Origin of the sequence: Streptomyces griseus subsp. griseus (assembly GCF_003610995.1) — a bacterium.
Taxonomy (GTDB): domain Bacteria; phylum Actinomycetota; class Actinomycetes; order Streptomycetales; family Streptomycetaceae; genus Streptomyces.
Genome location: NZ_CP032543.1, coordinates 5354247 through 5374435, shown reverse-complemented (window position 1 = coordinate 5374435; position 20189 = coordinate 5354247). Strand labels below are relative to the sequence as shown.

Genomic DNA, 20189 nt, shown 5'->3' with positions numbered 1-20189 from the left:
CGGGTTCGGCAGGGTCGGCGCGGCGGCCGCCGTGATCCCCGGGTCCCAGCTGAGCTTCACGGGCGCGCCGGGCGGGAAGTCCTTGCCGCGCACCGAGGTGACGAAGCCGGGCTTGCCGACGGCGGGCACCGCGACGATCTTGGGCTGGAGGATACGCAGCGGGATGCGGGAGCGGTTGTCGGCCCGGTTCGCGTCCGTGCCGGTCGTGGTGAGCGTCGCGGTGATGGTCGTGCGCAGCGCGCGGTCCGGGGAGAGCACGACGCGTACGACGGTGGAGGCGCCGGGTCCCAGGTCGGGCAGCGTGCACAGGCCGGCCGTGCAGCCTGCCGGGAGCGGTCCGGAGGGGATGGTCCCGGGCAGCCCGAGCCGGAGCCGGAGGCCGGTGGCGGTGGCGTCGCGGCCGTTGCGCACGGTGTACGTGACGACGACCTTGCCGCCGACGTAGCCGGGGCTGGGCTGGGCCCGTACGACGGCGCCGGGGCCTGCCAGGGGTGCGGGCGGCAGGGGGCCGGGGGGCGCGGGGCGGGGGGCGCGGGGCGCGGCGGGGCGGGCGCGGTGGTCGAGGGTGTCGGGGTGGGGTGGGAGGTGTCGGGGTGGGGGTCGGCGGTGTGGGTGTCGGGGTCGGCGGGGGCACGTCCTGGACGGGTACGAGGGTGCCGGTGGCGTTGTCCGTCGGGTTCGGGTCCAGCACGGCGCCGGTGACGGACCAGCCGACCGGCTGGTCGCCCCGGGTGACGCCGGTCAGCCGGGCGGTGACCTCCACGCTCGCGCCGGGCGGGACCAGACCGAGGTCGCACTGCGGCGACGCGGCCCCGCACGAACCGGCGTCGGTGGTCAGCTCCTCCAGCCGTACGCCGGGCGGGGCGTCGGCCGTGAAGGTGGTGCCGGGCGAGGGCGCGGGGCCGCGGTTGACCACGGTGACCTTCACCTCGACCGAGGAGCCGACCTCGACGGCGGGCCCGGTGGGCGGGGCCGTCACGGCGAGGTCGACGGACTGCTGGTAGCTGGGCTCCTTCTGTCGCCCGGCGTGCTCGTTGTCCAGGGGCGTCAGCTCACCGGAGGCGAGGTCGAGGACCGAGAGCTGCTCCATCGAGTTGACGGCCTGCTCCCGGCGGGAGGAGAGCACGATCCGGCTGCCGTCCGGCGACCAGGCCACATCGCGGGGCTGGAAGGGGCCGGTGCCGGTGGTGTCGGGGATCGGCAGTGCGCAGCCGAGCGGGTTGTTCCGCTCGGATGAGGGCAGCACGACCCGGCAGCCGCCGCCGCTCAGGGGCGTGACGATGACGCCCGCCCGCTCGTTGATGCGGCCGCCGCCGTCCTTGCGGTTGAAGGCCACCGTCGTACCGTTCGGGGAGAACGCCGGGCTGTCGTCGATGACTTCGCAGGCGCCGGGGCAGATGGTGGCGCTCAGGTCCCGCTGCTGGCCGAGGCTGCCGACCGGCACGGTCCAGATGTGCTTGTTGCCGCCGTTGCCGTTGATCACCTGCGTACGGGTGAAGGCGAGGTTGTTGCCGTCGGAGGACCAGGTCGGCTGGGCGTCGCCGCCCTGCTGCTGGCCCTCGGGCGGGCGGATCTCGTCGAGGATGGCTCCGGTGGCCACGTCGGCGATGAGGATGCGGCCAGGTCCGGCCGCTTCGCCGACGCCGCCGGGCGAGGTGCGGGTGAACGCGAGCCTGGTGCCGTCGGGCGAGAAGGTGGGGTCGGTGTCCCAGTCGCGCTCACCGCGTCCGGCGAGCGGCAGGACGGTGCCGTTGCTGCCGTCGGCGTCGACCAACCAGATGCGCTGGATCCGCGCGTCGTCCGAGCCCTCGAAGCGGGTCACGACGATGCGCCGCCCGTCGGGGGTGTAGTTCTGCCGCTCGGTCCACGGGTCGTACCCGGTCGCCGGGTTGAAGAGCGGGTCGATCGCCGGGTCGGTGTTGGTGCGGGCGGCCGGGTCCTCGTCGAGGATGGTGAAACCGAGGTCGCGGGGGTCGGAGCCGTCCTGGCGTACGTCCTGGAGCGTCACGACGTTCGCGGCCGACGAGCTGATCCGGGAGACGATGACGTCCCCGGAGTCGCTGTCACCGCCGGTCCAGGTGGGCGAGGCGACGTCGCGGTTCTCGGTGAGCAATTGCTGCGGGGTCTGCTCGCTGAAGGCGGGCCCCCGGTAGACGTGGTCGAAGTCGTCGCAGCCGCAGACGTGGAAGGGGCTGAGGAAGAGGACGTCGTCGCCGTCGGGCAGCCAGGAGACGGAGTGGCTGCCCCACTCGGCGTGGGCTCCGGCCAGCAGCGGCCGGTCGGTGCCGATGCCCTCGGTGACCCGCAGCCGGTAGCCCGTCTCGGGGTCGGGGTCGGTGATGTGGGTGTAGGCGACCCGGCTGCGGTGGGTGTCGTCGTCCACCGGGTTCCAGGACGGGTCCTTGGCGTCGCCGGGCGGGCCGTCGCTGATCCGGGTCCGCTCGCCGCCCGCGAGGGCCTGCTCGAATATCTGCCAGCCCAGCGAGGTGTCGCCGTCGCAGGCGTACGCGATGCGGGTGCCGTCCGGGGAGAAGGTCGGGGACTCCTCGTTGTCGGGGGTGTCCGAGAGCCGTCGCAGACCGGAGCCGTCGACGCCGACCGCCCACAGGTCGCGCTGGACGGTGCCGCCGGGCCCGGGCTCGGCGGAGTCGAAGACGACGGTCCGCCCGTCCGGGGAGAGTTCGGGGTTGGCCGCGTCCCGGTCGGTGGTGAGCCGGCGTACGGTCCCGTCGGTCTCGCGCACGTACACCTGGGGGCGCACGCTGTCGCGGAGGCTGGTGAAGACGAGGACACCGTCGCGGGCGGAGGGGTCCTCGTCGTAGTGGGCGGGGCCGTCCCCGAAGAGGGGTGCGGTGTTCTGCGGGTCCGTGACGCGGCCGAGGCTGCGGTGCTCCGTACCGGCGAAGGCGATCCTTCCGGCCTCCGCGGGGTCCGCCTTCGCCGCGGCGGCGACCGCGTCGCCCACCCCGTGCGGGGTGGCCGCCGACCCGACCACCAGCAGCGGCGCCAGAAGCACCACGGCGCCCATCAGTCGGCCCCACCGGGAATGCTTCGCCGGGCCAGCAGTGCCGGTCACGGCCCACCTCACAGTCTGTTGATGACGCTCCACCGAAGAGCATCGCGCTCGCGGGGCGGGAAGAACAGGCCCCGAGTACCCGGAGCAGGGGAAGCAGCGGCTGCCCTTTGCGGCTGCCCCTCCCCGCCGCGGGACCGGGGAGGGCCGGTCAGATCAGTCCGTGCCGCATCGCGTAGCCCACCGCGTGCGCGCGGTTGCGCAGTTCCAGCCGGGTCGCGACCTCGTGCAGCACGTTCTTGACGGTGCGTTCGGAGTACGAGGTCTTCTGCGCGATCTCCGATGTGTCGAAGCCCTCGGACACCAGCCGGATCATCTCCGCCTCCCGTGCCGTGAGGGTGGAGAGGGTGAGCCCGCGGGGGTCCAGGACCGTCCGCTGGAGGCTGCTGACATGGTCCAGGAGCTTGCCGAGGAGGTCGCCCGGGAGGACGCCCTCGCCGTTGGCCATCGCCTTGACCAGGTGGATCAGCCGGTCCTGGTCGGCCTCGCCGCGCCGCAGGACGGCGGCGACCCCGCACTCGATCATGGTCTGGAGCGCACCCGACTCGAAGAAGCCGACGACCAGTCCGGTGCGGGTGGAGGTGTTGCGCCGGAGGCGGTGCAGCAGCTGGACGGTGGGCTCGTCCACCATGTCCACCACCACCAGGGAGACCTGGGCCCGGTCGGCCTCGGCGTCCGGTATCAGCTCTATCTCGGGCCGCATCCGCAGCTGGTGGATCATGCCGGTCTGGAGGATCAGGTCCTCCGCGTACACCGCCACGGTGACCCTTCCGCCGGTCCCGGCCCCGGGGGTGGCCGGGGCGGTCCGCCCGGCCGTGTCGGGCCTGCGGTACTGGCCGCGCTCCGTCGTCCTGTTCTTCATGTCCACCGCTGTCATCGCTTCTGCCGTTGTCATCGCTCCGCGCCGTCTTCCTCAGCCGCTTCCGCCCGATGTGCCTGTCTCCGCTCCCACAGCACCGGTCTTCGGCAGGGGGCGCGGGCCCGGGGCGGGGGCGGGGGGCCACCGGGGCGGTGTGCCCGCGGGGCATCGGCCCTGCCCGCTCGTTGCCCTCGCGACCCTGCTGCGCGGCGGCGGGTGCGGCCTACCGTCGCAGGGTGACCACATCTGCCGAACTCGAAATGCCCACGGTGACGGTGTCGCCCGGCGGTACCGCGACGACGACCCTGACCGTGCGCAACGACGGTGACATCGTCGAGGCCTACACCCTCGAAGTCGTCGGCGACTGCGCCGCGTGGAGCACCGTCGAGCCGGCCCGCGTGTCGCTCTACCCGGGCACCTCCGAGACGGTGACCCTCACCTTCGCCCCGCCCCGCTCCCACGAGGTCAGGGCGGGCGAGACCCCGCTGGCCGTCCGCGTACTGCCCGCGGAGCACCCGGAGTCGGTGGTGGTGCCGGAGGGCACGGTCATCGTGGAGCCCTTCCACGAGCTGCGCACCGAGCTGGAGCCGCGCCGCCGCCGGGGCTGGCTGGGTGCCCGCTTCCGTACCGCCGTGCAGAACACCGGGAACACCCCGGTCGACGTCGCCTTCACCGGCAAGCAGGCCGGGGAGGAGCTGCGGCTGGGGTTCACCCCGGCCCAACGGCGGCTGGAGCCTGGCGAGTCGGCGGAGGTGCGGCTCAAGGTCCGTGCGGCCAAGCTGATCTGGTTCGGCGAGCCGGTCACCTGGCCGTTCGAGGTGGAGGCCGCCGAGGCCGAGGCACCCGTCGAGGCGGTCAAGGTGGAGGCCTGGGGCCGGGAGCCCGTCCGGCCGGAGCCAGCGCAGCCGGAGACCGTACGTCCGGAGCCGATCCCCGGGGAGTTCCTCCAGCTGCCCGTGCTGCCCAAGTGGCTGCTGATCGTGCTGGCCGCGCTGCTGGCACTGCTGCTGGCCTGGTTCGCGCTGGTCCGGCCGGCGGTGAAGAGCACCGCGAAGCAGGCGGTGACCGAGGCCGCGCAGGAGGAGGCGGCCCGCGAGCGGCAGCAGGGCGCGCCCACGCCGGGCGGTCCGGACAGCCCGGGCGGAAACCAGGGTCAGGGCACCGGCCCGGACGCGCCGGGCACACCCGGTGGCACCGGCGGTTCCGGTACGGGTCAGGGGACGGGCTCCGGTACGGGCGGTACGGGCGCCGGGGGCGGCGGCCAGAGCTCCGCGACCATCGACGTGGAGTCCGGGGCCGGGGCCGAGGAGCAGGGGACGTACCAGGTTCCGGCGGGCAAGGTCTTCGGCATCACGGACCTCGTGGTGGCGAACTTCCAGGGCGACGAGGGGGTGCTGACGATCTCCTTCGGAGAGCGGAAGATCACCACCATCGCGCTCGAAACCTTCCGCAACCAGGACTATCACTGGGTCACCCCCATTCAGATTCCGGAGAACGCCACGGTCACCGCCGCCGTCACCTGCTCCAAGCCCGGCACTCCGGCGACCGGCACACAGGCTTCGGGCTGCCATCAGGTGATTAACGTCAGTGGCGTACTCAGCGATCTCGCACGGTAGAACACCGCCGAAACGGCAACGCCGAGCGCTCCGCCGCACCTATAGGTCACGACAACAGCAGATACCCGGCCCCGGGGGAAACCCGGCGTTCCGAGCGATGGCGGATTCATCCTCCTGAATCCGCCAGAGGTCTATGCCAATTCGGTCATGCGCGACGCCGCCGACCTGAGAAGAATATCCGGCTGCGGCGGGTCGGAGCACGAACAGGCCTGATCAGAGCCGTTACTGACGGTTCGGAGAAAGGCGCCGGGCGCCCGATCGGAACGGTCGGGCGCCCGTTTACGTGGGCAGAAATGGGCCGGATGACCCCACCTTCTGGGCGCATTCTGGCCGAATCCCATCAGTCCGCCGCGATTCCGGGAGGACCAGGTACGGGTTTTCGCCATCCGGCGTTCATCGAGGAAAAGAGATACCGAACACATCGCCACCGGGAAGCGGAATCTGAGATTCCGATGAATCCCCGGAACGCCGGCCGGAGCGGAAACAGTTCCGTGACCCGCTGTTCCCCGTCGCCCCATCTCGGGACGCCGGAATATGCCCCGCCCGCGCGAATGCCCAAGCGGCACGGGGGAGGTCCGCCAAGGGCAGCATTCGGCCCCGTAAGGGTGCCCGGGAAGGCAGTGTCGCTGCCCCGCGCCCAGGACTTTGAGACCTACTCCCGGCCACCACCGCCGGGCAAGACTGGCCGGTGAACGAGTGACCACCCCGAAGGAGCGAGCATGCCGTCGTACCTCACCCCCGGTGTATACGTGGAGGAGGTGCAGTCCGGAGCACGGCCCATCGAGGGAGTCGGCACCGCGGTCGCAGCCTTCGTCGGCTTCGCCGGGACGGGCCCCTTCCACCAGCCCACGCTGGTGACCAACTGGGACCAGTACGTCCAGGCGTTCGGCACCTTCACCGCCGACACCTACCTCGCCCACGCCGTCTACGGCTTCTTCGCCAACGGCGGCGGCGCGGCCTACATCGTGCGCATCGGCGGCCCCGCCCAGGGCGCGTCGGACTCCACGGCCCCCGGCGCCGTCTCCCAGGAGCCCGCCCCCGTCGCCCTCGGCGGCTTCCTGGTCGCCGCCAAGTCCGGCACCGGCGCGGACCTCTCCGTGGAGATCGCCGACCCCGAGGGCGAGAACCCCCCGGAGGACCGCTTCAAGCTGCTGGTCCGCCAGGCCGGCAAGGTCGTGGAGACGTACGACGTCTCCACCCGCAAGAACGTCAAGGGCTATCTGGTCACCCAGGCCCGCGACTCCAAGCTGATCCAGGTCACCGAGCAGCCCGGCACGGCCCAGAGCCGGCCCGAGAAGCAGACCGTCGCCCTCGCTCCCGCCCCGGCCTCCGGCACCCCCGGCTCCGGCGTGGCCCGCCTCGACGCCTCCGAGTACGTCGGCGACGCCGCCGCCCGCACCGGCTTCGGCGGCCTGGAGTCGATCGACGAGATCACCATGGTCGCCGTCCCGGACCTGATGAGCGCCTTCCAGCGCGGCGAGATCGACGCCGAGGGCGTCAAGACCGTGCAGCTCGCGGTCATCTCGCACTGCGAGCAGATGGGCGACCGGGTCGCCGTCCTGGACACCCCGCCCGGCATGAACGCCCAGCAGGTCCGCACCTGGCGCAACGACGACGCCGGCTACGACTCCCGCTACGCCACCCTGTACTACCCCTGGGTCAAGGTCTTCGACCCGGCGAGCGGCCGCAACTCCCTGGTCCCGCCGAGCGGTCACGTGGCCGGTGTGTGGGCGCGCAGCGACGGTGAGCGCGGAGTCCACAAGGCCCCGGCCAACGAGGTCATCCGCGGTGCGGTGGACCTGGAGATCCGGCTCAGCAAGGGCGAGCAGGACCTGCTGAACCCGATCGGCGTCAACTGCGTGCGGGCCTTCCCGGGCCGGGGCATCCGCATCTGGGGGCCCGGACCCTCTCCTCCGACCCGGCCTGGCGCTACCTGAACGTGCGCCGGCTCTTCAACTACCTGGAGGAGTCCATCCTCCTGGGCACCCAGTGGGTGGTGTTCGAGCCGAACGACGACCGCCTCTGGTCCAGCATCCGGCGCAACGTCACCGCCTTCCTCACCGAGGAGTGGCGACGCGGTGCGCTGTTCGGCCGCACGGCCGAGGAGGCGTTCTACGTCCGCTGCGACCGGAGCAACAACCCGCAGGAGTCCATCGACCTCGGCCAGGTCGTCTGCGAGATCGGCGTCGCCCCGGTGAAGCCCGCGGAGTTCGTGGTCTTCCGCCTGGCGCAGTTCTCCGACAGCACCAGCCTCATCGACGAGTGACCAGCCCGGTCCTCCTCACCCCCTTCATCTCTCATCTTCACTAGCGGAACAGGTGGCACACAGTCATGGCAGAGGGCGACGCTCTTTCCACCCACGTATTCGGCGTGCAGCTCGGCGGCTATCTCGTGGAGTCCATCCAGGAGATCAGCGGCATGACCGTCGAGGAAGAAGTCGTCGAGGTCCGTCAGGTGACCGCCGAGGGCAAGCAGATCATCCGCAAGCAGCCGGGCGCGCGCCAGGCGGGCGAGGTGACGATCACCCGTGGACTCGACAAGAGCAGCGAGTTCACCACCTGGATCAAGGAGACGCTCAACAACGGGGCCGTCGACACCGCGCGCCAGAACCTCACGATCGAGATCAAGGACTCGACCGGTGAGACCGTCCGGCGCATCCAGCTGATGCAGGGCTGGGCATCCAAGTGGGAGGGCCCCTCGCTCAAGGCCGGCGAGTCCAGCGCGGCGACCGAGACGGTGACCATCACCTTCGAGGAGATCGTGGTCGAATGAGGCGCCGGACCGTCTCGCCGGGCAGCGGCCTCGAAGAGACCCTCGACAACCTGGCCGCCACGACCGCCGCACGCCAGGAGGCGCCGGCGCCCGCACCGGCGCCCGCCCGCGCACCGCAGCGCGAACGGGACTCGCTCCAGACGGAGTTCGCGTTCGAGCTGCCGCGCGGGTACGTCGACGACGAGGGCCAGTTGCACCGGCACGGCACCATGCGGCTCGCGACGGCCCGGGACGAGCTGCGCCCGCAGATCGACCTGCGGGTGAAGGAGAACCCGGCGTATCTGTCCGTGGTGCTGCTGAGCCAGGTCATCACCCAGCTCGGCACGGTCACCGATGTGCACGCGGGGATCGTGGAGCGGATGTACGCCACCGATGTGGCGTTCCTCCAGGACTTCTACCGCCGGATCAACAGCGAGGGCCACACGCACGCCGCGGTGACCTGCCCGCACTGCCACGACTCGTTCGAGGTGGACCTCTCGGGTGGGCGCCTGGGGGAATCGTGACGTACGCGCTTCCCCGGTTGCGGGAGGAGATCGCGTACGTCGCCTACCACTTCCATTGGCAGCGTGAGGACATTCTCGACCTCACCCACGCGGAACGTCAGCAGTGGGTGCGGGAGATAGCGCGGATCAACACCCGCGTCAACGAAGGCGGGTGATCGTGTGGGGCTCGGGGACTGGCTGCGCCGAACGGACCGGCCACGGCCGGGTCCGGAAGCCGGGGCCGGTGTGAGCTCCGGTGCCGGTGCCGATGGTGGTACGGGCGTGGGGACGGGTGCCGGGGCGGGGCCGGGGGCTTCCGGCTCCGGTTCTGCTTCCGGTTCCGGCTCCGGCTCCGGCTGGGACGGGGGCTGGCGTCAGGTCGCGCCGCCCACGGTGACCGTCGCCCGGTCCTCGATCGGGGTGAGCGACGGGCTGCGGTTCCGCTCCCAGCTCGCCTCCTGGCAGAACCCGACCCTCGGCGGCGAACTCGGCCACGCCGTACTGCCGTCCGCCCCGGTGGGCCTCATCCACGGCGTCGCCCGTCCGGGCGCCGCACGTTCCGCTTCCCCCGGGGGGCCACTGCTGCTGCGGGCGGCGCGGCCGGAGGGCGTCGAGAGCGAGGCGGCGACCGGGGCGGCTGGGGTGCCCGGTTCGGCCGGGCCTGCTGCGGCGGGGCGCGCGAGTGACCGGAAGCCGGTACGGAAAGCGGGGTCCGCGCGTTCTGTCACGGGCGCTACGGCCACGCCTGCCGTGCAGCGTGCCGCGACGGCGGAGGGGGCCGCGGCTGCTCCTTCGGCGTCGGCCGCGTCTTCGGTTCTGCCTCCGGCGTCGGCTCCTTCGTCGACCTCTTCGTCGGTTCCTTCGCCCGCTTCGGCTTCGGCTTCGGTGCAGCGTGCGCGGCCCGCCGCTGTACGTCCCCGGCGGACCGCGCCGCCCCTGACCGTCGCCCGGCGTCCGGCGATGCGGCTGCGGCAGATCACCGGGCTGCCGCAGGCCGCCCCTGCCCTTGCCGCGCCCGCCACCCCTTCCGCACCGACCGAAGCGGCCGCACCGACGGCTCCCGACACCGCGCAGCGGAGCGCCGCCGCTCGGCAACCGACCGCCCCCGTACGGCAGGAGAGCCCCGGCCGGGCGTCGGCTCCCGCCCCCGAGACCGTACGTCCCGCCCTCGGCAAGCCCCTGCGGGAACTGCCCTCCGGGGCCATCCCTTCCGGCCCGGCAGGGCAAGGGCAGGCCGCGCCGACTGCCCCGGCAGGGCAGGAAGCGGCGGCCATGCCGGTGCTTCAGCGCCGGACGACGGAGACCGCACCCCCAGCCTCACCAGCGGCGACGCCGTCACCGAGGCAGGCACCGCCCACGGCTCAGGTACCAACACCCGCACCCGCTCCCGTCCGGAAGGCCCCGGCCACGGGCCCGGCGCAGCCATCGCCCGGCGCGCCCCGCCCGGCACCGCGCCCCGGCGCCCCTGGGTCCACCCCGCCCGCCGACGCGTCCGGCGGCCCCCGTACGCGAGGCGGGATCGGTACGCCCCTCACCTCGCTCCCGCCGACCGCCCGGGTCCAGCGCGACGCACCGCTCCTCGGTGACCGTCGCCGTACGCAGCCGGGTCCCTCGGGTACGCCGGCCCCGCGGAGCGCACCCGCGGGGGCCGCCACACCACCGCCCGCCCCGAGCGCCCCGCCCTCGATGCCGGTCCGCTCGGCACCGGAGCCCGGCCAGCCCTCTCCCGTACAGCGCGCGGTGGACGCAGACACGCCCGCACCCGGCAACGCCGCTTCCCCCGCCCCTCCCCCGGCCCCGGTCCGCATCCGGAACACCGGCCCGAGGCGGCCGGGCGGACGGGCTCCCGTCACACCGCCCGCGGCCAAGCCCTCCGTCGGCACCGAGGCGCTCCCGCCCACCGTCCAGCGGTCGCGCACCCTGCTCCCGGGCAGGGCTCTGAAGGTCAGCACCGGTTCGGCCGAAAGGTTCTCGGCAGCCCCGCCGACGACAGCAGCGGCGGGCGGCAGCACGGCCCGCCCGGTCGTGGCAGCCACCTGGCGCCGCGACGTACAGCAGTCGGCCCCCGGGAGCGCGCGGACCACCCGGAGCAGCCGCCCCCAGGCCGACAACGCACCGACCGGGGACGCCCGGACCGGGGAGCGCCGGGCGTCACCGGGTGCGACGCCCCGGCGCACCGCACCCCGCACCCGGCCCACCGAGCCCGCCCCGTCCGGTTCGCCACAGCAGCCCCGTACCCCCGGCCCGACTCCGGCGTCGGCCGCCCCGGCGCCCGGCGCCACCGTCCAGCGCGCCGCGCACACCACACCCGCACCCCGGCACACCACCAGCAACGCCCGCGGCCCGCAAGGCACCGCCGCCCCCCAGACCGAGCGCGCCACCAGCAGCGCCACCGCCCCGGCCAGGAGCCGGTCGTCCGCCATCGGGGGCGCGCTCCAGCGGCTCGTACAGCGCCGTCCGGTACGGGATGCGGCGGCGGCCACCACCCCGCCGTCGCCCAGCCCCGACGTCCGCACGCCCTGGCAGACAGTCCAGCGGGCCTCATCGGCACCGGCCCCCAGCACCGCACCCGCCGACCGCCCCAACAGGCGCACCACGCCCAGCGGGCACACCACCCACACCGCACACACGCCTGAGCGGCCCATCGCCCGCCCCGCATCCCCCACAGACACCTCACCGCCCACCATGCCGCCCCTGGCCTCCTCCGCAGCGCCCACCGCACCCCCGCAGGCCACCCCGTCCCACCGCCCCGTCCCGGTCGTCCGCCCGCATCCGCCCGTGGCCACCCCGCCCGGAGCCACCGTCGTGCCCGTCCAGCGGATGCCCCTGCCCGTCGTGCCCGACCCCGCAGGCCCCTCGCCCGCAGGCCCGACGCCCGGCGGCGACGCACCCCCGCCCGGCCCGCCGGCCCTCTCCGTACGGGTTCCACCGCGCCCGCACCCGTCACCCTCCGGGCCGAGCGGCACCACCGCCACCCCAGGGCAGCCCCCGGCACAGGCCCAGGTGCTGCAACGCGCCGCCGTCCAGGCCGGCATCACCGGCGTCCCCGTGAAGGCGGTCCCGCCGAAGGGCACGGGGAGCGGCGCGCCCAGGCCCGTTCAGCGTGCGGCCAAAGACACGTCCGGCCTCGCGCCCGCGGCCGAGACGTCGACGGCGAACGCGGCGAGCCGCATCTCCGGCGCCGATATCGAGGAACTGGCCCGCCGCCTCATCGACCCGGTGAGCCGGCTCATCCGCGCCGACGTGCGCCGAGGGCGCGAGCGCGCCGGACGGCTCCACGACGGCCGCCGCTGACAGCCGCGCCCCACCCCGTACGCCCCGGAAAGACGGCACAACCCGCAGGACCCGCACCGGCAGGGAAGAAGAGAAACGGCATGACGGACAACATCTTCGCGACGAGCGTGTTCTTCAAGCTCGTGATCGGCGGCAGCGACCTGGGGGCGTTCCACACCTGCTCGGGTCTGGGCGCCGAGGTCGAGATGGAGACGTACGCCGAAGGCGGCAACAACGGCTTCACCTGGCAGCTGCCGGGGCGCATCACCTGGACCAACATCACGCTGACCCGCCCGGTCACCGCCGACACGATGAAGATCGCGCGCTGGCTGAACGAGACCATCCAGCGGGTGGAGCCCAAGGACGGTGAGATCGTCGCGCTGCGGCCGGACCTGAGCCGGATCATCAGCTGGCAGGTGCAGGGCATCGTGCCCGTCCGCTGGCAGGGTCCGTCGTTCGACCCGGCCAACTCCCAGGCGGCGATAGAGACGTTGGAGATCGCGCACGAGGGCCTGGAGCCCTCCTGATGGACCACCGCCTGACCGTCCCCGCAGACCCGGAAGGAGGAACTCCATGTCACCCGCTCTCCGTGCGAGCCGTGCGCGCGCCCAACTGACCATCATGGAGCCGCCGTCGACCGTCGGCGCCAAGCCCGGCGGCAAACTCGCCCAGCTTACCCTCCAGTTCAACCCCTCGAAGCTGTCGCTGAGCAAGAGCACCGAGTGGCGGCGCACTCCGTCCCGGATGGCCGGGCAGTCCGCGCTGCCCGAGTTCGTCGGGAGCGGGCCCCGCTCGCTCTCCCTGGAGGTCTTCCTCGACGCGACCGCCACTCACGACAACTCCGTGGAGAAGGCGGTGGAGCAGCTGATGATCGCCTGTGTGCCCACGCCGACCAGCCTCGCGCGCAAGACGCCCGCCAGCCCCTGGGTGCGGTTCGACTGGGGCACGTCGAGGACGACCTCGTTCGACGGCGTGCTCTCCAACCTCTCCGTCTCGTACACCCTGTTCGACGTGGACGGGAAGCCGCTGCGCGCCACCTGCTCCCTCTCCATCGAGGAGGCGAGCGTCGATCCGGCCGGCCAGAACCCCACCTCGGGTTCGAAGGAGGCCCGGCGGACGCACCGGGTCGTGGCCGGGGACAGCCTGCCGCTGCTCGCCTGGCGTGAGTACGGCGATGCCACCGCCTGGCGGACGATCGCGCACGCCAACGACATCGACGACCCGATGCGGTTGGTCCCCGGCAGTGAACTCCTGGTGCCGGGAATGGAAGACCACCTCGCGGAGGGCGGCCGATGAGCCAGGCCTCCCCGGGGCGGTCCTTCGCCGCCGATCCGATCGTGGAGATACCCGCCGAGCTGCCGCTGGGCTGGGCCGCGCAGTTGGTGAGCTGTGTGGTCGACGAGAACGTCGGGCTGCCGGACACGGCCGTGCTGATGTACCGGGACCCGGACCACGATCTGCTGAGCGACAGCGGGATCACCCTCGGCACCCCGCTGAAGATCTCCGTCGTCACCGTGCAGGACCGGGTCCGGGAGCGGCTGTTCACCGGTGAGGTCACCGCGATCGAGCTGGACCACGACACCACCGGCACGTTCACCGTCATCCGCGCCCTCTCCAAGGCGCACCGGCTCCAGCGCGGCCGGAAGGTGGTGGCGTACCGGAACATGAAGACGGCGGACATCGTGCGCAAGGTCGCGGCGGGCGCCGGGCTGACCTGCGGCAAGGTCGAGGCGGCGCCGATCACGTACAAGCAGCTCACCCAACCCAACGTCTCCGATTGGGAGTTCCTCCAGCATCTGGCGGCCGAGAGCGGTGCGCAGGTGCGGGTGGACGACCAGGGCGTGCTCCAGTTCACCCGGCCGAAGCCCGCCTCCTCGGCCCCCTCGCCCGACACCCGGGCCGCGAAGAATCCGATGGTCCTGGAGTACGGGGACAACCTGCTCTCGCTGCGGGCCGTCGTGACCGGCGCGGACGGGGCCGGCGATGTGGAGGTGCGCGGCTGGAACGTCGACACCAAGACGCGGCTCGTGGCACGGGAGCAGTCCGTGCGCAGCGAGACCGTGACGCCCGGGATGAGCCCGTCGGTGGCGTCCGGGGCGTTCGGCGCGAGCGCCCGGGTGACCGTCGCCGACACCCCGTACCGCACCCAGGCGGAGACCACGGCCGTCGCCGGTGCGGTGGCGGCCCAGGTCAGCTCCGGCTTCGGCGAGATCGAGGCCGTGGCGTTCGGCAACCCGCAGCTGCGCGCGGGGGCACCCGTGGCCCTCGGCAACGTCGGCCCGACCTTCTCCGGCCGCTACACCGCCACCGCCGCCCACCACGTCCTGGAACCGGACGGCGGCTACCGCACCACCGTGATCGTCAGCGCCTCGCCCGACCGCTCCCTGGCCGGGCTGACCGGCGGCGGGGCCCCCTCGCGCGGTCCGCGCATGCCGGGGCTGGCCATCGGCGTGGTCACCGACATCCGCGAGGGCAGGGGCCAACGGGGCTGGGTGCGGCTGAAGTTCCCCTGGCTGGACGACACCTATGTGACCGACTGGGTCCGTACGGTGCAGTGGGGCGGCAACGGCGGCGGCGGCGTCTTCAGCCCCGAGGTCAACGACGAGGTGCTGGTCGGCTTCGAGCAGGGGCTGCTGGACAGCCCGTATGTGCTGGGCGGCCTGTACAACGGGATCGACCGGCCGTCCGAGCACGACGTGCCGCTCGTCGACAAGACCAGCGGCAAGGTCAACCGCCGTTCCCTGGTGTCCCGTTCGGGCAACCGGCTGGAGCTGCTGGACACTCCGCGCGGCCCGTCGGGGGTCCGGCTGGCCAGCGGGAACAAGCGGATGGAGGTCACGCTGGACGAACGGAGGAACGAGATCGCGCTGACCGTCTTCGCCCCCGGCTCCAAGCGGCCGCAGAGCTCCGTGACGCTCTCCTCCTCGGGCATCACCCTCGACGCCGGTACGGGGAACGTCGAGGTCAAGGGAGGCTCGGTGACCATCAACGGCAAGACGGGGGTCACCGTGAACGGTGGACTGCTCGCCGTACTGAAGGCCAAGCTGATCCGCATCAACTGATCCCGTACGCATACCCCCTGACGGACACTCAATCATTCTCACAGCAAGGAGAACCCCGGCCATGCCCCCCGCAGCCCGCTCGGGCGACAGCACCGCCCACGGCGGCGTGATCGGCACCCCGCCCCCGGGCGCGGTGACCGTCGCCACCGTGCTGATCGGCGGCCGGCCCGCGGCCGTCACCGGGAGCCTGCACGTGTGCGTGGTCCCCCCGCACGCGGCGCTCGGTCCGGGCAACGTGATCATGCCCAACCCGGCCGTGGCCATCGGCGGCCCCGTACTGATCGGCGGACTGCCCGCCGCCCGGATGGGAGACAAGACCACCTGCGGCGCGCCGATCATCAGCGGCGCGCTGAACGTCCTGATCGGGGGCCCGATGTGAGCGGCGACGGATACACCGGGAGCGTCGGTGGACACACCGGGACCGGAAACGGCGGTGGAAACACCGGGAGCGGCGGCGGTTACATCGCGCGCGGCGGCGGGTTCATCGGGCGCGGCTGGGGCTTCCCGCTGCGGACCGGCGCCACGGGCGGGATCGCCCTGGTGGAGCGGGACAAGGAGATCGAGGAGGCCATCGGGCTGATCCTCGGCACGGCACCGGGTGAGCGGCCGATGCGGCCGGAGTTCGGCTGCGGCATCCATGACTACGTCTTCGCGCCCGGCGACGGCGCGACCGCCGGGCGGATCGCCCAGGAGGTCCGTACATCCCTGGAGCGGTGGGAGCCCCGCATCGAGGTGACGGACGTGGTGATCGCGTTCGACGCCATCGAGGAGGGCACGCTCTACATCGACGTGCGCTACACCGTGCGGGCCACCAACGACCTGCGCAACCTGGTCTTCCCGTTCTACACGATTCCGTCCGAAGAGGGTTCTTCGGAAGCGTCGGAAGCAGAGGCCCGCTGATGGTCCTCCCCTCCCCCAACCTGGACGACCGCCGCTTCCAGCAGCTCGTCGACGAGGCGAAGCGGTACGTCCAGCAGCGCTCCCCCGAGTGGACCGACCACAATGTGTCGGACCCCGGGGTCACCCTGATCGAGACGTTCGCGTACCTGGTCGACCAGCTGCTGTACCGGCTGAACCGGGTGCCCGACAAGAACTACGCGGCCTTCCTCGACCTGCTCGGCGTGACCCTGTTCCCGCCGACCGTGGCCCGCGCCGAGGTCGACTTCTGGCTCTCCGCACCGCAGCCGGAGACCGTCCACCTGTCCGCCGGTACGGAGGTGGCGACGGCACGCGGCGAGACGGAGGAGCCGGTGGTGTTCACCACCTCCGAGGACCTGCCGATCGTGCCGAGCGAGCTGGTCCGGCTGGTCACCGCGCCGAAGACCGGCGACCAGACCGACCGCACCGGGCCGCTCGGAGCGGGCAAGGACATCCCGTGCTTCTCGCCGCGCCCGGAGCCGGGTGACGCGATGCTGTTCGGGCTGCCCACCGCCGTACCGCGCTGCGTCGTCGCCGTACGCCTGGACAGCCGGGTGGAGGGGGTGGGCGTCGACCCGCGTCAGCCGCCGCTGGTCTGGGAGGCGTGGGACGGGGCGCGCTGGGTGGAGTGCGCGACCGGTGACGACACCACCGGCGGGCTCAACCGGCCCGGCGAGGTCATCGTGTTCGTCCCGGCCGGGCACACCGCGTCCGTCGTCGCCGGTACGCGGGCGGGGTGGCTGCGCTGCCGGGTGACGCCGCCCGAGCCGGGCCAGCCGTTCTACTCCGAGTCGCCGACGATCCGGGAGGCCGAGGTCTTCACGGTGGGCGGTACGGCCGCCGTCGAACACGCGGAGACCGTCGTCGACGTGCCCCTCGGGGTCTCCGAGGGCGTGGCCGGGCAGCGGTTCTCGGTGAACCGGGTGCCGCTGCTGATGGACGGGGAGCCGCCGGTGGTCCAGGTGTCGACCGCCGAGGGCTGGCAGGTCTGGACGCCCGTGGAGCACTTCGGCACCTCCTCGCCCGGCGACCGGCACGTCCGGATCGACGCCGTCTCCGGGGAGTTCGCGTTCCCGCCGGAGGTGCGGGAGCCGGACGGCACGATGCGCGCGTACGGCGCCGTCCCGGAGAAGGGCGCCCAGCTCCGCGTCCCCCGCTACCGCACGGGCGGCGGGTCGGCCGGGAACGTGGCCCGGAACGCGATCTCCGTGCTGCGCAGCTCGGTCCCGTACGTCGCGGGGGTCGACAACCGTGAGGCGGCGACCGGGGGCGTGGACGGCGAGACCGTCGAGAACGCCAAGGTGCGCGCGCCCAACATCCTGCGGGTGCAGGAACGGGCCGTCACCGCACGGGACTACGAGGTCATCGCCCGCGAGGCGGCCCCCTCCCTGCGCCGGGTCCGGTGTCTGCCGGCCGTGGCGGGTGAGGCCGGTGCCGTACGCGTCCTGGTGGTGCCGGACGCGGTCCCCGACGAGGGCGGCCACCTGCGGTTCGAGCAGCTGATCCCCTCCGACCCGGTGCTCGCGGCCGTGTCGGAACGCCTGGACGAGCGCCGTCTGGTGGGCACCCGGCTGGTCGTGGAGCCGCCCGCCTACCAGGGCGTCACCGTGGTCGCCCGGCTGGTCGCGGCCCCGGCCGACGTGGACCGGGTGCGCGCGGAGGCGCTGGAGGCACTGTTCCGCCATATCGACCCGCTGCGCGGCGGTGCGGACGGTGCGGGGTGGCCGTTCGGGCGGCCGGTGCAGTACGGGGAGGTGTTCGCCGTGCTCCAAGGGGTGCGGGGCGCCGGGCTGGTCGAGGACGTCCGGCTCTTCCCGGCCGACCCGATCTCCGGGCGGCGCGGGGGCGCGGTGGACCGGATCGACGTGGCTCCGGGCGCGCTGGTCTTCTCCCACCAGCACCAGGTGATCGTCACGGCGAGCGGGCCGGGTGAGGGCGTATGAGCCGGGCCGCCGTACCCGGGCTGCCGAGCCGCTACCCGATCGGCGAACTGCTGCCCGCCCTGTACGCCGACGACGACCTGGCCCAGCGCTTCACGGCGGGCCTCGACACGGTCCTGGCGCCGGTCCTGTCCACCCTGGACAACCTGCCCGCCTACTTCGACCCGGCGCTCGCCCCGGCCGACTTCCTGCCGTGGCTGGCGACCTGGGTGGGCGCGTCCATCGACCCGACCTGGCCGCCGGAGCTGCAACGGGCCGTGGTGGCGCGGGCGGTGGAGCTGCACCGGTGGCGCGGTACCCGGCGCGGTCTGGTGGAGCACCTCCGGCTCTGCTTCGGCGTCCACGCCGATGTGCGGGACGGTGGGGGCGTGGCCTGGTCGTCCGAGTCCGGTACGGCTCTGCCTCCGGCCCCGACCGGTGAACTGTTCGTACGCGTCTGGCCGGTGGCCCCCGGGGTCACGGTGGACGCGGACCGGGTCCTGGACGTCGTCACGGCCTCGTGCCCCGTCCACCTCACCTGCCGGGTGGAGATCCTGCCGGGCCCACCGGAGCAGGCGCCCGGGACGACCGACGAGACGGAAGGCTGACGCGATGCGCTCGTGTCCGGCGTGCGGTACGGCGAACCGCGAGGACGATGATTTCTGCGGCAACTGCGGGTCGTATCTGGGGTGGTCGACGGAGCCTCGACGCGCTTCGGCGACACGGGATCCGGAGCCCATTCCGGAGCCGGAAACAGAGCCGGCGCCCGAGCGTAGGCGGGAGCCGGAGCGTGCGCCCGCGCCCGAACCGGATCCGGAGCCGGAGCGCGCACCGGAGCCCGTACGCGAGCGGCGTGCCGCGCCGGACCCCGTACCCGCTCCGGTCACGGAACCGACAGCACCGGCAGCACCCACAACTTCAGCACCTTCAGCAGAGCCGGAGGCACCGGCACCTCCGATCACCGCACCCCCCGCTCCCCCCGTCGTGCCCCCGCGCCCGACGGCGGACCCCACGCCTCCCGCGACACCGACGCCGACACCGCCACCCCCGCCCCGTCCGGGCGCCGCGCCGACGGCTGCCCACCCCACCCCCGTACCACCGCAACAGCCCGCCCCGGTACGCCCTGCGGCGCCCGCCGCTCCGTCCCGGGCGGAGCCCCCGGCCGAGGCGCCCATCGGGGCCGTTCAGCCGGCGAAGCCCGTGGCGCGGCGGCCTGTCGTGCGGCCGGTGGAGGAGGACGAGGCGCCGGACGGGCCGCCGTGTCCGGCCTGCGGGACCCCGAACCTCCCCGGGCGCCGGTTCTGCCGCCGCTGTGCGACACCCCTGCTGGCCAGGGAGGAGCCCGCACCCCTGCCGTGGTGGCGCACGGTGTGGCCGTTCCGCCGCCGGGTGCGGGTCCGGTCGGGCCGGGCGCTGCGGCGGATCCTGCTGATCCTGGCGGTCGTCGGGCTGCTCTTCCTGGGCTTCCTGTTCCTGCCGGCCGGGCGCGTGCTCTTCGAGGACGTCCGGGACAAGCTCGGCGGCACGGCGGAGATCAGCCCTTCCGGGGTGAGTGCGAGCGGTGCCGCCCCCGGTCATCCGGCAGGCGCGGCCATCGACGGAGTGACCAACAAATACTGGGGCGCGCCCGCCCTGGGCGCATCGCTGACGTGCACCTTCGGTACGCCGTTCCGGCTGGTCGGGGTGGTCCTGCACACCGGGGCGTCCAAGGAGCCCGAGGAGTTCCGGCGGGAGCCTCGGCCGACCCGGGCGGAGCTGATCGTCACCACGGCGGACGGCACCGTCCACGAGAAGGAGCTGACGCTCAACGACAAGCCGGGCGAGCAGACGGTACGGACCGGCATCAGCGATGTCGTCTCCGTCCAGCTCGTCCTGCGGGAGGCCGCCGGCCAGGTCCGGGGACGCCCGATCGCGCTGGGGGAGATCGAGTTCTTCAAGCGCACCTGAACGCCGTGGACTGCCACCGGACACCTGTCTTCGGACATCTGTCATCCGTCCGGGCGGTCCCGTTCAGAACCCGCAATCCGTCCAGTCCCGGAAGGGCACTCGATCCCCATAAGCGATCCCAAGGTTTGCAGGGGTCACACAGTTTCGGTCACGGCCGACTTCCCACAACGCTCAACTAGCGGTTGACTGGTCCTCACGCATGGTGACGCGTTCACCCTCGTCGGCCCGCCAACCCTGCTGCCACGACCTGGCCCCCGGTGGAGGAGAG

The 20189-nt window shown here is 73.2% G+C and carries 15 protein-coding genes and 3 pseudogenes; 15 read left to right on the top strand and 3 right to left on the bottom strand.

Annotation, left to right across the window (positions count from 1 at the left end; all coding sequences use genetic code 11):
- Window positions 1-718: 718 nt before the first annotated feature.
- Window positions 719-1090 (bottom strand): annotated as a pseudogene (locus D6270_RS33340) (hypothetical protein); the annotation flags it as partial.
- A gap of 2134 nt (window positions 1091-3224) precedes the next feature.
- The gene (locus tag D6270_RS24360) at window positions 3225-3950 is read right to left on the bottom strand and encodes a helix-turn-helix transcriptional regulator (protein WP_109163503.1); all 726 of its coding nucleotides are present in this window, start codon (window positions 3948-3950) and stop codon (window positions 3225-3227) included.
- A gap of 242 nt (window positions 3951-4192) precedes the next feature.
- Here D6270_RS24360 and D6270_RS24355 point away from each other — a divergent pair, with 242 nt between their 5' ends.
- The 5 genes and pseudogenes from D6270_RS24355 (at window position 4193) to D6270_RS33335 (ending at window position 8978) form a co-directional block, all read left to right on the top strand.
- Window positions 4193-5548: a COG1470 family protein gene (locus D6270_RS24355; protein WP_109163504.1), complete on the top strand. Its 1356-nt coding sequence runs from the start codon at window positions 4193-4195 to the stop codon at window positions 5546-5548.
- Between the two features lie 719 nt (window positions 5549-6267).
- Window positions 6268-7814: pseudogene (locus D6270_RS24350) on the top strand (phage tail sheath family protein).
- 65 nt (window positions 7815-7879) lie between these two features.
- A complete protein-coding gene (locus D6270_RS24345) occupies window positions 7880-8320 on the top strand; it encodes a phage tail protein (RefSeq protein ID WP_007457189.1) in 441 nt (146 codons plus the stop codon).
- Window positions 8317-8823 carry a hypothetical protein gene (locus D6270_RS24340; protein ID WP_109163506.1) on the top strand — a complete coding sequence of 169 codons (507 nt, stop codon included), beginning with the start codon at window positions 8317-8319 and terminating at the stop codon, window positions 8821-8823. The genes D6270_RS24345 and D6270_RS24340 overlap by 4 nt, the downstream gene beginning before the upstream one ends.
- Entirely contained in the window at window positions 8820-8978 is a 159-nt protein-coding gene (locus tag D6270_RS33335; protein ID WP_018492281.1) for a DUF6760 family protein, read from the top strand. Before D6270_RS24340 ends, D6270_RS33335 begins: the two co-directional genes overlap by 4 nt.
- Window positions 8979-9176: 198 nt before the next feature.
- Here the strand turns inward: D6270_RS33335 and D6270_RS32595 are convergent, their stop codons facing one another.
- Window positions 9177-9329: a hypothetical protein gene (locus D6270_RS32595; protein WP_158650546.1), complete on the bottom strand. Its 153-nt coding sequence runs from the start codon at window positions 9327-9329 to the stop codon at window positions 9177-9179.
- A 1213-nt stretch (window positions 9330-10542) separates the two neighbouring features.
- On the opposite strand from D6270_RS32595, the gene D6270_RS33330 reads away from it, so the two are divergent.
- The 10 genes and pseudogenes from D6270_RS33330 to D6270_RS33325 all read left to right on the top strand — a co-directional run bounded on the left by D6270_RS33330 (window position 10543) and on the right by D6270_RS33325 (window position 19921).
- Window positions 10543-12096, top strand: a complete 1554-nt coding sequence (locus tag D6270_RS33330) for a hypothetical protein (protein WP_225976939.1) — start codon at window positions 10543-10545, stop codon at window positions 12094-12096.
- A gap of 80 nt (window positions 12097-12176) precedes the next feature.
- The gene (locus D6270_RS24315; RefSeq protein WP_018509801.1) at window positions 12177-12602 is read left to right on the top strand and encodes a phage tail protein; all 426 of its coding nucleotides are present in this window, start codon (window positions 12177-12179) and stop codon (window positions 12600-12602) included.
- A gap of 46 nt (window positions 12603-12648) precedes the next feature.
- Window positions 12649-13371, top strand: coding sequence for a CIS tube protein (locus tag D6270_RS24310; protein ID WP_109163507.1), 723 nt, complete (start codon window positions 12649-12651; stop codon window positions 13369-13371).
- Window positions 13368-15137, top strand: a complete 1770-nt coding sequence (locus D6270_RS24305) for a VgrG-related protein (RefSeq protein WP_109163508.1) — start codon at window positions 13368-13370, stop codon at window positions 15135-15137. The genes D6270_RS24310 and D6270_RS24305 overlap by 4 nt, the downstream gene beginning before the upstream one ends.
- Before the next feature lie 61 nt (window positions 15138-15198).
- Window positions 15199-15516 carry a PAAR domain-containing protein gene (locus D6270_RS24300; protein ID WP_109163509.1) on the top strand — a complete coding sequence of 106 codons (318 nt, stop codon included), beginning with the start codon at window positions 15199-15201 and terminating at the stop codon, window positions 15514-15516.
- 83 nt (window positions 15517-15599) lie between these two features.
- On the top strand, window positions 15600-16037 hold the full coding sequence (locus D6270_RS24295) for a GPW/gp25 family protein (RefSeq protein ID WP_109167280.1): 438 nt from the start codon (window positions 15600-15602) through the stop codon (window positions 16035-16037).
- Entirely contained in the window at window positions 16037-17998 is a 1962-nt protein-coding gene (locus D6270_RS24290) for a putative baseplate assembly protein (protein ID WP_109163510.1), read from the top strand. Before D6270_RS24295 ends, D6270_RS24290 begins: the two co-directional genes overlap by 1 nt.
- Complete coding sequence (locus tag D6270_RS24285) at window positions 17995-18582, top strand: phage tail protein (RefSeq protein WP_109163511.1); 588 nt, start codon at window positions 17995-17997, stop codon at window positions 18580-18582. The genes D6270_RS24290 and D6270_RS24285 overlap by 4 nt, the downstream gene beginning before the upstream one ends.
- Window positions 18583-18586: 4 nt before the next feature.
- Window positions 18587-18649: pseudogene (locus D6270_RS34055) on the top strand (zinc ribbon domain-containing protein); the annotation flags it as partial.
- Window positions 18650-19174: 525 nt separating this feature from the next.
- Window positions 19175-19921 carry a zinc ribbon domain-containing protein gene (locus D6270_RS33325; RefSeq protein WP_225976938.1) on the top strand — a complete coding sequence of 249 codons (747 nt, stop codon included), beginning with the start codon at window positions 19175-19177 and terminating at the stop codon, window positions 19919-19921.
- The last annotated feature ends 268 nt before the right edge of the window (window positions 19922-20189 follow it).

Bases quoted from the DNA above. Each gene is read 5' to 3' on its own strand.
- D6270_RS24290 (WP_109163510.1), top strand. From the start codon at position 16,037: ATGGTCCTCCCCTCCCCCAACCTGGACGACCGCCGCTTCCAGCAGCTC.
- D6270_RS24300 (WP_109163509.1), top strand. From the start codon at position 15,199: ATGCCCCCCGCAGCCCGCTCGGGCGACAGCACCGCCCACGGCGGCGTG.
- D6270_RS24345 (WP_007457189.1), top strand. From the start codon at position 7,880: ATGGCAGAGGGCGACGCTCTTTCCACCCACGTATTCGGCGTGCAGCTC.
- D6270_RS24305 (WP_109163508.1), top strand. From the start codon at position 13,368: ATGAGCCAGGCCTCCCCGGGGCGGTCCTTCGCCGCCGATCCGATCGTG.
- D6270_RS24310 (WP_109163507.1), top strand. From the start codon at position 12,649: ATGTCACCCGCTCTCCGTGCGAGCCGTGCGCGCGCCCAACTGACCATC.
- D6270_RS24315 (WP_018509801.1), top strand. From the start codon at position 12,177: ATGACGGACAACATCTTCGCGACGAGCGTGTTCTTCAAGCTCGTGATC.
- D6270_RS24355 (WP_109163504.1), top strand. From the start codon at position 4,193: ATGCCCACGGTGACGGTGTCGCCCGGCGGTACCGCGACGACGACCCTG.
- D6270_RS24340 (WP_109163506.1), top strand. From the start codon at position 8,317: ATGAGGCGCCGGACCGTCTCGCCGGGCAGCGGCCTCGAAGAGACCCTC.
- D6270_RS32595 (WP_158650546.1), bottom strand. From the start codon at position 9,329: ATGAGGCCCACCGGGGCGGACGGCAGTACGGCGTGGCCGAGTTCGCCG.
- D6270_RS24360 (WP_109163503.1), bottom strand. From the start codon at position 3,950: ATGACAGCGGTGGACATGAAGAACAGGACGACGGAGCGCGGCCAGTAC.
- D6270_RS24285 (WP_109163511.1), top strand. From the start codon at position 17,995: ATGAGCCGGGCCGCCGTACCCGGGCTGCCGAGCCGCTACCCGATCGGC.